This is a genomic window from Pseudomonas flavocrustae, assembly GCF_029872515.1.
GTDB lineage: Bacteria > Pseudomonadota > Gammaproteobacteria > Pseudomonadales > Pseudomonadaceae > Chryseomonas > Chryseomonas aestiva.
This window is the reverse complement of record NZ_JAPDIQ010000006.1, coordinates 184,454-198,576: the sequence shown is the minus strand read 5'-3', so window position 1 is coordinate 198,576 and position 14,123 is coordinate 184,454. Positions and strand designations below refer to the sequence as shown.

The following is a 14,123-nucleotide window of genomic DNA, read 5'->3' as shown; positions in this document are numbered from 1 at the left end:
TCCGCAAAAGCTTACCGAATAGCGTTGCAGAAAGGTTTTGCCATTCCGATGCGGTATCGGAACCGCGCATGGTGAGAATACCAGTGTTCACGGCAGTTGGCCTGTACCGAAATGTCCCCGGCAGCCACCTGCAGCTCGTCATCACTGAAGAGCGCCCAGGTATTTTCGAAGCTACTGTATCGGCACCTGCTCCCAGGTTAAGACGTACCGTTACTCACCACTCGCGGCGATCCGTAGTCGGCCAGCAGTGCCCCGCAACTGGGTACCGGTGACCACAGGGAGGCCGGTGCTTCCGTGCAAAAGGCTGACACACCTGCCAGCGCTCAGCAGGTCGGAGCCGTTCCGCCAATTCCATTCAGCCGGCAAAAAAGCACATCCAGACAATGGCCACACCTGCGCCGCCGGCGGCAACGCGGCTCATTACCCGGGCGGACGCAGTATCAGTCGCTCGCGCCTCGAGCGCACATAGGCCAAGCAGCTCAGCAACGACGAAGCCATACCAGCCTGGATGCACCTCAACAACCGGTGCAGGATCGAGGCCACGTGTGAACCAACCGAACGTGCAGATGAACAGGACCAACAGCAGCAGGCCGAGCCACGGCCAGTTACGGACGACGTAGCTCTCTTGCTTCATAGGTATGGGTTTCAATAGACCGCTCCATAGTGCAGACCCCAGGCATGTCTACCCGAGACGGGGCGACGTCGCTCGCTATGACGACCATTGTCGCTGCCACTAGCGGTCGGATATGAGCAGTTCATGCCTGGAAAGGGAGGAAACCTCGCGTAGAACGTGCCGAGCCATCTCTCGTCAATGAAGGCCGGTTCGGCTCAGCCCCATAGCCACAGGAAAGCGCCGACGACTGCCGATTCAGCTGTCATGGCCAGGGCGAAGCTATGACGCTGGATCAGGATAGCCAGCGCCCAGCGAAGCCGACGATTCGCCGCCTCGCGTAAATCGCGGTTGAGGTGCTTTTCCGCAGCGGATGCTTCGCGCAGCTCGAACTCGTGGTTTACTCGCTTCCTTGCGATACCAGCAGGCGCCCCGCCGTACCGCGCAACATCGCCAGACATGTCGGTACGTCCAGATGAACTTGTTTGGCCAGCACACGGATGCCCAGGGCACCCAGATGGAAGACCTTATCTGCGGTGATCGGCACGTTGATCGATACGCGTTGCTGGAGCAGGCGAAGGTAGAGCACACCGCGCTCAGGCTGGTTAACCAGGGTCAGCCCTTTGTCGCCGGCGGCGCCATGATTGCGCGCTTCGAACGTCGGCGTAATCCCAAGGACGCAGCACATGAAGGCGGGCATTTCGCGAGGCGTAATCTGGAGCGTCAGCTTCTCCGACCAGTCGAAGTTTTCGCTGGATCCCTTACGCCCGGCACCGTCCACCGCGAGCACGCTTTCCTGCGCCTGATTCAGTACCACCTCGAACTTCAGCGCGGCAGATCCGCCGTAAACGTGAAAGCCCTCGAACTGCTTGGCCAACGTCATTCCCCTGCAGCAGGGCTAGCTGCTCGCGGTGCCTTACCGGTGCCCCTGGGAGCAGGTTTCGAAGCCGCTTTGGCGAGCTGGCGCTCCAACGCCGCGATTCGGCCACTGCTGTCTTTCTGCACGCGCTCCAAGTAGCGCTCTGCGGCTTCCCGGCCGGCGTCGGCCCGGGCGAGCTTGTCACCCAGGGCGCGATTTTCCACTCGCAGCTCTGTGAGGATCTCAAGATCCTGGGCGCGCGTACGCTCCATTTCCTGGATCTGTCCCGCGGCGTTGTCAGCCTCGGAGCGGGCTATGGCAAGTCGATTGCGCATATCGCGGAGCTCAGCCTGGGTATCGGTAAGACGCTCCTCGGCTGCGGAGGCGGAACGCTGATGCTCCGCGCTCGCCGCTTCTGCGGAAGCCTTCTGGGCGAGCGCCAGGCTCAGCTCGGCCTGACTCTCGGCGAGCTGGTCCCGAGCTAGTTGTGCCTGCCCTTCTGCCTCGGCAAGCCGCTCGGCGAGACTGGCGTTCTCCTCAGCCATAGCACTGAGCTGGCTGTCCTTCAGCTGAAGCTCGTTTGCCAATCCGTCCATCTGCTGCTGATTGCGCTCCTGATCAGCCTCAAGGCCTTCGAGCACGCCGCTGGCATCGTCTTGCTCAGCCTCCAGGCGGGCGATCTCCTGCCGCGCCTGCTCGAGCTCCAGCACAACCTCTTTGCGCGCCGCTGCCGCTACCAGGTCGAGGGCGCCGGCCAGGGCGTCCTGCATCGCCTTGGTCTGCTTGGCAACAGCGGTGTCGATGATCGCCGTGGCCTCTTCTGGCAGTGGCTTGGTGGGAATGGCGCCACCCGGTACCCCAGTGTGATGGCGCTGCCAGACGCTAAGGAGCGTTTCGGGCCGTCCCCCGCCAAGGGTGGTCCGTAGCGCCCAGCCATTGACCTTGCGCCCACCTGCCAGCAGCTGCTCGCCGGCGGCGATCACCTCTGCGTCTGTAAATTTGCGTTCCGCCATGGCCGCCTCCGGGTCAAAGAAAACAGCATGGTAGCGCCAAACAAAACAAACAAACAACAACGTTTGTTCTGTTTGGTTAGTAGCTAACGTTAGTTAAAAACCGAGCGCGTGCTTACCGGCCCTGGGCCTCAACAGCCGTTGGTAGACGCGAGGATCGACACTGGTCGTAAGCCTCATCTGCGAAAGGAGCTTCGACAGTTATGTGGGGCTCATTGTGGGCTCTAATTAAAGCGAGAAAGACTCATCCCTGCAGTGATGCGGGTTCTAAGGAATTGGTACGGGGATGAATGTTCCCCGTACCGACTAGCGAAGTCTGTGAGAGTTTGAGTAGTTGCATACGCAAGATTGAGTGGTAGCCTTCGGCGGTCGATGAGGGGGGTTACCGTGGGCCAGTTGCTACCGAAGCAAGTTAAGGAGCTATGCGAACCGGGCGTCTACCAGGACGGACGCGGCCTGATCTTGCGCGTAGCCAAGACCGGGGCCAAACGCTGGATCTTCAGGTTCTCGTTCCAAGGCCAGCGCTACGACGTTGGGCTCGGTGGCTATCCTACTGTCTCGCTGAAGCAAGCCCGACTTGAAGCGGACAGGCGCCGGCTGAAGATTGCTGAAGGAGTGCCGGAGCTACCGGGTCGACGATTGCCTGCTGTTCTATCGCCGGCCGCCGGTCCGGATCTCTTCGAGACGCTGGCCAGGCAATACATTGCCACCCACGGTACATCGTGGAGCCACGACCATCACCGTCAATGGGTCAGCTCAATGGAGCGCTATGCCTTTCCGGTGCTCGGCTGTCGTCCCGTCGCCGAGATCGATACCGACCTGGTGCTGCAGGTGCTTCGCCCGATTTGGGACACGATTGAGGTGTCAGCCGCGCGCGTCCGTAACCGCATCGAGTCGGTGCTTGATGCCGCCCAGGCGCTGGGGTATCGCGAGGGCGCTAATCCTGCTCGCTGGCGCGGGCACCTCGACAAGCTGCTACCTCGCCACGATCGCAACGTGGTGCATCATCCCGCGGCGCCGGCGGAAAGCTGCCCAGCCGTGCTGCACCGCCTGGATTCCCTGGACGGGCCCGCCGCCCGTGCGGCAGAGCTACTGATCCTGACATCGCTGCGCAATGCAGAGGTTCGTGAGGCGCGGTGGACGGAATTCGACGTTGCGGCGAGACGATGGACGATCCCGGCCGAGCGCATGAAGCGGGACAAGGAGCATATTGTGCCCCTGACGGACCGAATGCTCGAGGTGCTCGAGCAACAAAGGGGTCAGCACGATACCTGGGTGTTCCCCAACGCCCGCGGTAAAAAGCCACTCCCTGGCAACGCCATCGGCCGAGCACTCCGAAAGATCAAACTTGAGGGAGCCGTCCCGCACGGTTTCCGCTCAACGTTTCGCACCTGGGCGGCTGAAACTACCTCACACCCAAGGGAGATCTGCGAGAAGGCACTGGCGCACAGGGTCGGCTCGAAGACCGAGGCCGCGTACAACCGAGGTCCACTCCTCGAAAAGCGCCGCGCGTTGATGAGTGACTGGGAAACATTCCTCGCGATGCCGGACCTAACAGGCTCACAGGCCGTTACGCCAGGACGTCTCCAGGACGCCTAAGCTTGTGCGGGTAGGTAAAGCGCTTCCGCATCGAGGAGGCCAGGACGCCTGCAGGACGCCTTCGAATGGATGCCGGATTTAGCGAGGCGTCCTGCAGGACGCCTCCTTGAGGCGTCGCCCCGGCAATGACCGAACTCCGGCAAAGGGACCTGGAAACAGGTTGCCGGCTTATGGAAGGTCGTGGCTGCTGCCACAGCGCACTTTACGCCAGACGTCTTTCAGCCACGCCTCTATTGCTACGTGTCAGCGCCCTCACAAGCGCACTGCCTGTCGAATAGCGCTTAGCCATCGCTTGCCTTGCCGGCTCGCCATAGGCGTTGAGCCGGCGTGTAGCCAGAAACTCGACGTTTGATAAGCCCAGTTCCTTGACCACTTCATCGTCCGCCAATCCCCAACCTGCCAGGTCCTGGACGCGAGCTGCCAGCTCCAACAATTCGGCCACCGGACGTTCGGTCAGTACTGCGTCGTTCACATCGCAATGGTAGCGATCGCGTTCAGCCACAGCGCTGCAGAATGGGCAGGACGAGCGATGTCCCATGGAGCTCGACACGAGGTATGGCAAGCGGCACCGGCGCGAGGAGCAAATTCGGACCACAACCTCTTTGGAGCGGTACTCTCGCGCGATCACCCAGGCCCGATCGATATGAAGCGCTTCGGCCGACGTTGCCAGTCCTACCTCGCTCCCCGACCGGTATCCGGTGTAAACGCGATAGGCCGCCATGACAGCCTGAACATCGACATCGACGTACGGATTTTTCGCGGCGCGAAGGTACGCACACATGAACAATGTTGCTTCAACTACCTGGGCCGAATTCGACAGCAGGCAGGCGCCACTTGGGAGCGGGCCACTTGCCCCTCTGTACTCGACACCGATCTGCTTGCGCAGGCGGTTGACCTGCTTAGACGTGTGATCGGTGTGCACGGTGATGATGCTGCAGCGAAAGCCTGCCTGCACCATCTGTTGGGTCAGAGTTGCGTTGTCCATGTCTGCGGATCTCAAAGGGTGTTATCGGATTCCCAGGTTCAATAGCTGGGATTCATGACGCGAAGCAGAAGCTGAAGGGTGTCGATGCGCTCACTGGCGGACTCGCGTACAAGGCCGTCCCGAGCACTGAATTTCACACGGCCTAACGCGGCAATTAGGTTGCGCTGGCTGAAGGAACTCTCAATGAGCCAGCCTGCGTCTTTCTCGGAGAGTCCCCAGAAGATTCGGCTCTCCAGCTCCGAGGTCCGCAGATTCTCGCGGATCTCGCTCAGTACATTAGTCACGAGGCTGACGCTGTAGCTGTTAAGCATGGAGCGGGGGGCGCTTCCGCCGTCAGCATGTACCAGACTGATTTTGAAGACCGACGCGGGCAGGCAGGCCAGGCGCTCGATGTCGCCTTCAGCTGCGGAGAGCAGCCACTTTCCGTCCTCAGTGCTGATATCGAAGAAGCGATAGAACGCACCGTCCTTCGACTCAATCCACTCTTGTGCCGTCTCCAGCAAGCAACCCACTGGCGTCGCGGTTGTCATCCTTGTTCCCCTTCCTGCTTGAGCAACACTAGGCGCCTCCACACTCGGAGGACGTCCTCTCCATAGGCCCGGGCGACGCTCACCAGCTCGGGGTTCGGGGTGTGATAGCGCCCAATCAGCAGCGCCATGTCACCTCCTTGCTTTTGAAAACCGCAGAAGACTTTCGTGGCGGTCCGAACGTTGGTGCGTAGATCGAGCAGATCAGTCGGGTCGCTGACTTCGCCGCCATTCCACCTGAGGCTAACCTGCATCGCTCCTACAGCAATTGCTCGAGTTCTAGGCAACGCTTCTCGGAGCAGTTTTTCTGCTTCTTCGCGGGTGCCAGGGTGAAAGCCCTTACCGTCGATGTTGAGGGCATAGGGATTGGGGGTAACCATCCGGCCTGCGTACTTTTTCGACTCGACCAACGCGATTGCATAAAGAAGCTCTGGTAACGGCCGACACCCTTGGGTCGAAGGCCGATCCCAGACGGTGCCAGTCAGATCGAAGGCAGCGACAGGGGCTGGGATCGCGCAGGCAGTACAGAACAGTGCTGCTGCTAGTCTCCCGTAAATAGCTCCAATCTTCGCCACACTCACCACCCTGTAAGTTGCACCTCTAATGTGCGCATATTTTGTGAGTTGGTTCTCACTGTTTCAAGTGAGCTACCTATCGATCGCCCCCAAAGGGGGCTAACTGGACGCAAATCGGGGATGAACGGTGGGTACCCTTAAGGAACTCCTAATGCTTTGTGAATTGCTTCACGCAATAAGCGTTGATCCGGCGTCATCTGATTGACGCTAGTCATAGAGTACCCCGGTATTTACGGTCAAATTGTCGTAAATCCGGCACCATTTCTAGCGCATTTTCCCGTTCAATTTTTGTACAGGGAATGGTGTAAATAAAAGCGCGTAAATCGCAGATAATTGGATTGTTGTTAAGCGCACCACCAAGCCACGAGGGCACCGCGATCGCCCCGTACCAGGAAGGGACCACCATGCACTACACACCCGAAGCCACTTCGCACGACGCGTTCGTCACACGGGTTAAGGACCTCATGGATGCTCGAGGTCTGTCCGTTCAAAAGCTGGCCCTTGCTTTGAACGAAAATGAAGGGACCACGAAGAACATGCTCTATCGGGGCACGAGCTGTAACAGGGAGCGCCTTGTAGCGCTCGCAGGCGCGCTGGGCAGCACTGTCGAATACCTTGCTACCGGTGTGGGCGAGCCTGATCAGACCTCGGAGTCAGTCACCCTCATAGTCAGATCGCTGCGCGAGCTGGCTTATGAAAAAGGGTTGCTGGAAGTAAGGCCTGAAGTCGCCTCCGAGGGGACGTTCCTCCGCACGTTTCCGCTGCCGCTCCAGCTGCTGCAGCGATACGGCATTAGCCCTGGCAACGCCAGGGCCGCCAGAGTCGACACCGACGCTATGGAGCCGTACATCAAGCCGGACGAGATTGTCGTTGTCGATATCGCAGACACGACTCTGACCGAAGGTAATTTCATCCTGACTCATCATGGGTCGGTCATTGTGCGCAGCGTCAGCCCAGTGAGTGATCTGATGAGCTTCAACGTCGCCAACGTGCGTTATTCCGGTATGACGTTTTCGCCCGAGGAACTCGCCAGCGGCGAGGCGCGGGTGCCCAAAGTTGTAGGCCGGGTGAGGTTCAAGATTTCTACGACGTCACTTTGAGCACGGCCCGATCCATATGCGCTTTCGGATCGCCTGGGTCGTGAAGGAAATGCGAGGGCCTGAATGCGTTGCCACGTCGTATTCGCTCAAGCTCCCGCATCAGTTCCTCAGCTACCTGCCCCCTAACCAGTCAGATCGACGTTGAAGCTGGGACGCCTCCGGGGCCTCGTCGACAAACCTGGCGTTTCCTCAGCGCGCTGCTGATGATCTGGTGACTGGTTGGCCTCTACCGCTGCCACTACTCCTGCGATGGGAATCTTGCCCACCTCTTGAGACGGCCCGGCTGGGTCCGACAGCTTCTCAATGGTTTGACCACCTGGAGGCGCTGCGGCTTGGTGAGCGACGGCATCAAGCCTAGGTGCTGTCAGCCCTGGGGAAGACCTGGTACCGCCCTCTGCCGACATACCGCGCTCGGCCATGAGCTCCAGGCGGCCCAACTCTTGGGACGGCACTGGCGGCTCCGACAGTCTATCAACGGGTTGCTCACCTCGCGCCGCTCCGGCCTGCAAAGGGACGGTATCAAGCTTGGGCGTGGTCAGCCCTGGGGAAGACCTGGTACCGCCGTCTGCGGATATAACGCGCTCGGCCATGAGTCCCAGACTGCCCAACTCCAGCAGACGCTTCACCCGCTGCCGCCCCGGGAGCCTCAGCAGCTCGGCTTGAAGCGTTGGAGCGGTGCCGTCTCGAAATTTGACGTTCAGCCTCAGCGTAAGATCGTCCGACGCGTCACTCATCTCCTGGCCCCCTTATCAGTGATTTAGCCAATACCCGAAGGCGTTAGAGATAACCGGCTCAGCCGCAGCGAGAATTTTGGACAGGGGAAAAATCTCCTTCGCCGCGGCGCTGTAGCAATTACCGCCGCCGCCGCCGATCAAAACGAAGTCGATCGCTTCTCCATCGAGGAAGCGCATTTGCTGCTTCATGTTCGATAGCGCCTTAGGCACGACAGTCATGACAGCCTGATCAACGAAAGGCTGCAGGTCCACCCTACTGCCATAGAGCTGGATGTAGGGTTTACCGCGCTGCAACGCGATCTCAATTTTGTCACGGCCAGGGCCAGGCCCGCCAAACTCACGACCGATCAGGACGTTGATAGCGTCAAGCAGAGCGCTCATCGCCTCCATGGACGAATCACTGGAATCGCGAACGATATCCCCGCGCCGGAAGACCACCCAATCGACCGAGAAGAACCCCGGATCCAGTACCAGGATCACGCCTTCATCGAGGTCGTCCGGGCTTTCGTAGGTGCTGTAGATGTAGTTGAGCGTTCCAACTGGCTGCGGCAGCACCGTGACCTCATGGACTGTGATCTCACGCTGCGGCGCTACCTGGTGAACGCCACTCAGCTGCTCGATCAGGCGCTCGACGAGCTGAGGATTGCGCATCTGGCTGACTGGTAGACCGGTGATGAGGTGATCGATTTCGCTTCGACCGTCCCGGCACGCTTCACTGATCGACGCGTTGAACAGCGCCCGGTAGCTCTTCGAGGAGGGGTAGTCCGCGTGCAACTCACGTGTTACCCCAGCCCGGCCGGCGCTCAGGAACGCTGCCCAAGGTTCGCCATCAAGCGTGACATAGTGCTCCCCCTCCTTGAGTACCGCATTGCCATTGAGGCTGCCCAGCGGCGCCGCCTGGGCGGGAGAGATGAATTGGCGTGGCGAGGCCTCGTCGGCGTAGCCTTCGACCCGCTTGACGTTGGAGTAGCCGATATCGAGGCCAACCACATACGGGTGGGTGTTCTGGGACTTCTTACTCATGCGTGCACTCGCTTGAAAGGGTTCGCTACGCGTTACGCTCCGCAATGGTCAGCCAGGCGTCCTGTAGGACGCCTACCGGTCAAATCGGGGCGCCCCCCCTTAGCCATCCTTAAGTACGTCGACCATTGCGGTGGGCAACGAGGCGTCTTACAGGACGCCTCGGTCAAGAGTGCCCGTCGCCATTCCCCTTATTTCTCCAATTCGCGCCCTTGGAGGGCTCGAATTCGCCGAATCCACGGAGATTGCGGTGTTTAGATAGCGGCATCTCCCATTTGCAAGACATCCGTATGAGTTGCGGTCACAACCTAGACGTTTCAAAAAAAAGTTTCCCCATATTTAATGACAATACAAACGGATGTATTGAATTTTTTATAGCGCTGGGACAGCGCCTCGCCCAGCCATACCTAATGACAATACAAACGGATGTGTTGGATCCTTCAATTCTAGCATCGCAGGTATCAACTCGGCCGTCTGGACTCTTGCGAAATGGTAGTGCAGCGCAGGATATCTGGGGCTTCCCACCAACATTGCAATTAGTATTGACAATGTGTCTGGCACTTAGAAAAGCCGCTAATAAGGCTTTTTTGCCGGAGCAATGCTAATGGGCGATCTTCCATACTTATTGACAACCTAAACGGATGTATTGGCCTGCCTCTTCCTATTGACAACACAAACGGATGTATTGGGTAGGCCAATTTGTGCCTCCAGAGGCAGACTCCCCCATATTTAATGACAATACAAACGGATGTCTTGATTTCGCGGGAAAGTGTACATCGGTATGAATCTAGCGCGAAAACCGCCAAGGCAAGCGTTCCACCGACACTTTCGCCAACACCCGAATGCCGAGTTTTTCCATATTTATTGACAATACAAACGAATGTATTGCCTTTCCTACCTTCGCATTCCAGTTAGCAGCGAAATATACATAGTTAATGACAACCTATACGGAAATGTTGGTTTTCTCGAACAAAGTGGATTTCCAGTCCTGTTTTCTCCCTCGTTCGCTAATGACAACCCGAACGTCCTCCTTGTAAATAGATAGGATATGACAATGACCCCTGCAATCGACCCTCAAGCCAGCAACGGCCGTATCTCGCATCTTTACGGGCTGGCGTTGACTACTTTGGACGAAGCCCACGAAGCCCTGCGCGAAGAAGCAGTGCGGCTAAGAGATGAATACTTCGAAGATGCCAAGGCAAGAGCCAATGGAAAGATCATCTATCGCCTGATCGATGTCCGGGGAAATGGCAAGGGATCCGTGTCCATTGCCTGGTGCAAGGTCTACTTCTTCAACGGGGAAGGAGGAAAGAAGAAGCACGCACGGAGTCCGATTGCTAAGGGTCTGGGCCATACGTACGCCGCCAGCACAGTTACCTTCGGAATGGAGACGTGGTTCGTCGAGCTGTTCCAGCTTTATGAGCCTAAGCTCGCCATCATCAGGGAGCAGCTGCTGAACGTTGGCAAGATGCGAAAGCAGCTCCTGTTGCAGCAGCGCAAGGTGAACGCCAATCCGCCGGTGGCCTAGTTGCATTTTCAGAACTAGCGGTACCGTGATCCTTTTCCTGACAGCAAGGACCGGTTATGAAACGCCCGCCAGAAATGGATCACCCCGTCATCGTCGATCGTGTCGACCTGGACATGTGGGCTGACCTTTACTTTCAAGCCTACTGCGGCCGCCCGAATGCGGTGCCGCTGTCGGACTTCCTGACTCAGCCCTATGCCTATCTGCACGAGGCCGGCCTCCTACAGGTGGATCAGCAAGAACCGGAGTATCCGGTCTTGCTGCCAGTCCGGACGGGCACCGCTCGGCAGATCCAAGATGAGTGGGCCGTGGAGCAAGAGACGAAGCTGGCGCGTACTTCGGCCAAGCGACATCTCACGCTCATACACGGCTCGATGCGCTGACACCATGCTTACCAGGCGGGCAACTGGAAAGGGGCCTGCAGCTTGCTGCCGGTAGCGGGCCCTCAGGTGCTGCCCCTGTCCAAGGTTTCAACCGTACCTGACGCCACTATCGCTGACCGGTATCAGGCGCGAATTGCCGTCCAGTCCGCGGTCGGCGATGCGATCCTTTCTCTCGCAGATTGAGGGAATACAGATGGCGGTACGGTCCATAGCGCGAACGGTGATAGGTACCGGCCTGGTAGCAGCGGCATTTGCCATCGTCTGCGAAGGTGCTCGATGGCTTCATGCAGCCAGAAACGGACTGCTGCCAGCAGCGCTTCCCGCGCCGTTCGATTCGGACCTTGTAATCGTGCTTCTCACGGCGGCCACTTCCATAGCGACGCTGCTGCCTGGCTGCATACTCATTGCACGCCACACCGGCTAGGTGGAATCAGGTGCTGATGTGCATCCGCCTGGATGAACGAAAGAATCTTTCGCTTCGTCTTCTCTGCCGTCTGTCGCTGTCAAGCTTGCTGGATCGTCCCCCCCCTGATTACTGTCTATTTATACAGTAATCAGATAGGAGGCTATCCCATGTCCATTTCTCCCCGTATCCCTCGACCCTGTCACCGCTGTTCCGATCGCTCTGTCGAGTACCAGAAGGTCATGGCGTCAGGGATTGAGCAGGTGGGCCGCTATGGACATGCTTGGTGATGAGCAGGACAGTTTCGAACAGCAGCAGTCATTCTTCCGCCCCACGGAGCTGATGTACTGCCGCAACCTTGTTGATCTGCTGACTGAGGAATTGGACAAGGTGCGTCAGTGCTTAGGGCAAGCCCAGCGGGCCAATCGCATACTGGTCGCTGAGCGGGATGTCCTGACAGCGGAGGTGCAGCGTCACCGACTGCGCTACGTCCAGTTCGTACAGGAAGAGAATCAGCGCCACGTGCCCCGCGGTGACCGGCTCATTCCGGACGACCGCGACGATCCCCTCTCGCGTGCCCAGCGTCATATCCTGCGGCTGGAGTCGATGAACTCCGTTTTGCACGCAGACCTCTTCAGGGTACGCGCACAGCTGCAGGTCCTGCTCACCGAGCGCGGCAGCACGCCGTCGGCACAGGTAGTGCAGACGGGGGTGCAGCATGGATAACGCAGCCGCCAATGTCGTTGCGCTCGACTCCCTGCTCGACAGCCGCCGCGTGTGGCGCGGGCAGAGTCCGCATGTGGACGATGCCAGCACCCAACCAACCGGGCACTCCGCGCTCGACGCCCAACTGCCCCTCGGCGGTTGGCCTGATGCTGCCCTGACCGAAATCCTGAGCGCCCGGCCGGGCCTGGGTGAGCTGACCCTGGTGTGGCCGACACTGGCGCGCCTGACCGCCGCCGGCGAGCAAGTGGTGCTGATCGCCCCTCCCTACCTGCTCTACCCGCATGCCTGGCTACAGCCCGGTGTGGATCTTGGCCGGCTAAGCGTCATCCAGGTCCAGGGTAAAGACGTGCTGTGGGCCGCAGAACAGTGCCTGCGCTCCGGTAGCTGCGGCGCGGTGCTCTGCTGGCCAAGCCGTTCGGACGATCGTGCTCTGCGCCGGCTGCAGGTGGCCGCAGAGACCGGGCAGACCCTTGCCTTTGCGTTCCGCCGCCAGCGGGAAGCGGTCAATGCCTCACCTGCAGCACTGCGCCTGGTGCTTGAGGGTTCGCCTCAGCAGCTGCGGGTGCTCAAGTGTCGCGGCGGCAATCCACCGACGACCGCGCTGGCGCATCGGGTCTGGCATTGAGGGACGACCGCCATGAAATGGGCCTGCATTTTTTTCCCGCAGTTCGCGTTGGACGGTGTGCTGCGCAACTGTCCTGACCCGGACGAACCCGTGGTGCTGCTCCACGGGCCTATCCAGCGCAGGATCATCAAGGCGGCGAACCCGGCGGCGTTGGCGCTTGGGCTCCGACCGGAGATGACCTACACCGCCGCCCAGGCGATCTGCCCGCAGTTTGCGACGGTTGAGTACGACGAGGCAGCGCTGAGGCGCCAGCACGAGCTGCTAGCCGCCTAGGCATATGGCTTCAGCTCCCAGGTGAGCCTGCACTTCGCCGACGCCCTGGTGCTAGAGGTGCAGTCGAGCCTGCCGCTATTCGGCCCGTGGCCAAGATTCGAAGCGAGGCTGCGCCAAGAGCTCACAGCGCTGGGCTTTGGCCACCGGATCACCCTGGCGCCAAATCCGGTCGCCGCCCGGGTGTTGGCCAACGCCGGCGACAGCCTGGCGGTCCGCGACGACGCAGGCTTGGCCAGCGCGATGCGCACGCTACCGGTGGCGCTCTCGGGCTTCGAGCCGGAAATCGTCCAGGCCCTGAGCCGCATGGGGCTCCGTCAGCTTGATCAGGTGCTAGCCCTGCCCCGGGCCCAGCTCGCCCGGCGCTTCCCCCTGAGTCTGCTGAACCACCTCGATCAGATGCTCGGCAGCAAGGTGCTGCCCCTGGAGTTTTTCCTGCCGCCGACCACCTTCAGGCTGCGGATTGAGCTCAACTTCGAAGTCGAGTCGACGCAGGCCCTGCTATTCCCGTTGCGCCGGCTGACCTCGGACCTGGCCACCTACCTCGCTGGCCGGGACATGGGCGCCCAGCGCTTCACCCTGCGCCTTGAGCATCGCGATGCGCCGACGACTGAAGTGGTGGTGGGGCTGCTCGCTCCTGAGCGGGACCCGGCACTGCTGTTCGAATTTGCCCGCGGCCGCCTGGAGCCCACCCAGGTAGTTGAGCCGGTGCTCGCCATCGGCCTGGTCGCTGACGAGCTGCCATCGTTCGTCCCTCAGCACCGCGGCCTCTTCGATGATCGTCCGCAACAGACCGTGAGCTGGGAGCAGCTGCGCGAGCGGCTGCGCTCTCGCCTGGGCGACGACGCGGTCTATGCGGTGGGCGCCCAGGGTGATCACCGGCCGGAGCGGGCCTGGCGGCGAGACACGCCTTCGCTGGCGCTACAGGCATTGGGACCGAATCGGCGGCCAGGGTGGCTGCTACCGGCGCCGGAGCCCTTGCATGTCGATCAGTCACGGGTCCTGAGCGGGCCTGAGCGTATCGAGAGCGGGTGGTGGGACGGAGAGGATGCCCGGCGGGATTACTACGTCCTCGAGCTCGCCGACGGTCGCACGGCCTGGGCCTTCCAGTCTCCGGCGGAAGGATCAGGCTGGTGGGTACAGGGGTGGTTCGCGTGACACTCGGCTAAGCG

General features: G+C 60.2%; 13 protein-coding genes and 1 pseudogene. 7 read left to right on the top strand and 7 right to left on the bottom strand.

Annotated elements, in window-relative coordinates; all coding sequences use genetic code 11:
- Positions 1 to 355: 355 nt before the first annotated feature.
- The 3 genes from OMP44_RS14975 to OMP44_RS14965 all read right to left on the bottom strand — a co-directional run bounded on the left by OMP44_RS14975 (position 356) and on the right by OMP44_RS14965 (position 2,482).
- Positions 356 to 649, bottom strand: coding sequence for a hypothetical protein (locus tag OMP44_RS14975; protein ID WP_280309316.1), 294 nt, complete (start codon positions 647 to 649; stop codon positions 356 to 358).
- 361 nt (positions 650 to 1,010) lie between these two features.
- On the bottom strand, positions 1,011 to 1,493 hold the full coding sequence (locus OMP44_RS14970) for a hypothetical protein (protein WP_280309314.1): 483 nt from the start codon (positions 1,491 to 1,493) through the stop codon (positions 1,011 to 1,013).
- Complete coding sequence (locus OMP44_RS14965) at positions 1,490 to 2,482, bottom strand: coiled-coil domain-containing protein (RefSeq protein WP_280309312.1); 993 nt, start codon at positions 2,480 to 2,482, stop codon at positions 1,490 to 1,492. Before OMP44_RS14965 ends, OMP44_RS14970 begins: the two co-directional genes overlap by 4 nt.
- Positions 2,483 to 2,866: 384 nt before the next feature.
- On the opposite strand from OMP44_RS14965, the gene OMP44_RS14960 reads away from it, so the two are divergent.
- Positions 2,867 to 4,078 carry a tyrosine-type recombinase/integrase gene (locus OMP44_RS14960; protein WP_280309310.1) on the top strand — a complete coding sequence of 404 codons (1,212 nt, stop codon included), beginning with the start codon at positions 2,867 to 2,869 and terminating at the stop codon, positions 4,076 to 4,078.
- A 202-nt stretch (positions 4,079 to 4,280) separates the two neighbouring features.
- On the opposite strand, the gene OMP44_RS14955 is transcribed toward OMP44_RS14960, so the two are convergent.
- The 3 genes from OMP44_RS14955 to OMP44_RS14945 are packed head-to-tail and all read right to left on the bottom strand — an operon-like array spanning position 4,281 to position 5,970.
- A complete protein-coding gene (locus tag OMP44_RS14955) occupies positions 4,281 to 5,063 on the bottom strand; it encodes a FlhC family transcriptional regulator (RefSeq protein WP_280309308.1) in 783 nt (260 codons plus the stop codon).
- A 38-nt stretch (positions 5,064 to 5,101) separates the two neighbouring features.
- Positions 5,102 to 5,593, bottom strand: coding sequence for a hypothetical protein (locus OMP44_RS14950; protein ID WP_280309307.1), 492 nt, complete (start codon positions 5,591 to 5,593; stop codon positions 5,102 to 5,104).
- Positions 5,590 to 5,970: a lysozyme family protein gene (locus tag OMP44_RS14945; protein WP_280309305.1), complete on the bottom strand. Its 381-nt coding sequence runs from the start codon at positions 5,968 to 5,970 to the stop codon at positions 5,590 to 5,592. The genes OMP44_RS14950 and OMP44_RS14945 overlap by 4 nt, the downstream gene beginning before the upstream one ends.
- 599 nt (positions 5,971 to 6,569) lie before the next feature.
- Between OMP44_RS14945 and OMP44_RS14940 the strand changes: the two genes are divergently transcribed.
- Positions 6,570 to 7,265: a S24 family peptidase gene (locus OMP44_RS14940; protein WP_280309303.1), complete on the top strand. Its 696-nt coding sequence runs from the start codon at positions 6,570 to 6,572 to the stop codon at positions 7,263 to 7,265.
- Between the two features lie 749 nt (positions 7,266 to 8,014).
- Here OMP44_RS14940 and OMP44_RS14935 read toward each other — a convergent pair.
- Positions 8,015 to 9,022: a ParM/StbA family protein gene (locus OMP44_RS14935; protein WP_280309301.1), complete on the bottom strand. Its 1,008-nt coding sequence runs from the start codon at positions 9,020 to 9,022 to the stop codon at positions 8,015 to 8,017.
- 1,051 nt (positions 9,023 to 10,073) lie between these two features.
- Here OMP44_RS14935 and mobI point away from each other — a divergent pair.
- From mobI to OMP44_RS14910, 5 genes and pseudogenes are all read left to right on the top strand, one after another.
- Positions 10,074 to 10,547, top strand: coding sequence for a conjugative transfer protein MobI(A/C) (mobI, locus tag OMP44_RS14930; RefSeq protein ID WP_208693715.1), 474 nt, complete (start codon positions 10,074 to 10,076; stop codon positions 10,545 to 10,547).
- A gap of 56 nt (positions 10,548 to 10,603) precedes the next feature.
- Entirely contained in the window at positions 10,604 to 10,927 is a 324-nt protein-coding gene (locus tag OMP44_RS14925) for a hypothetical protein (protein ID WP_280309299.1), read from the top strand.
- A 676-nt stretch (positions 10,928 to 11,603) separates the two neighbouring features.
- Positions 11,604 to 12,056 carry a hypothetical protein gene (locus OMP44_RS14920; RefSeq protein WP_280309297.1) on the top strand — a complete coding sequence of 151 codons (453 nt, stop codon included), beginning with the start codon at positions 11,604 to 11,606 and terminating at the stop codon, positions 12,054 to 12,056.
- Entirely contained in the window at positions 12,049 to 12,681 is a 633-nt protein-coding gene (gene imuA, locus OMP44_RS14915; RefSeq protein ID WP_280309295.1) for a translesion DNA synthesis-associated protein ImuA, read from the top strand. The genes OMP44_RS14920 and imuA overlap by 8 nt, the downstream gene beginning before the upstream one ends.
- 12 nt (positions 12,682 to 12,693) lie before the next feature.
- Positions 12,694 to 14,109: pseudogene (locus OMP44_RS14910) on the top strand (Y-family DNA polymerase).
- Positions 14,110 to 14,123: the final 14 nt, after the last annotated feature.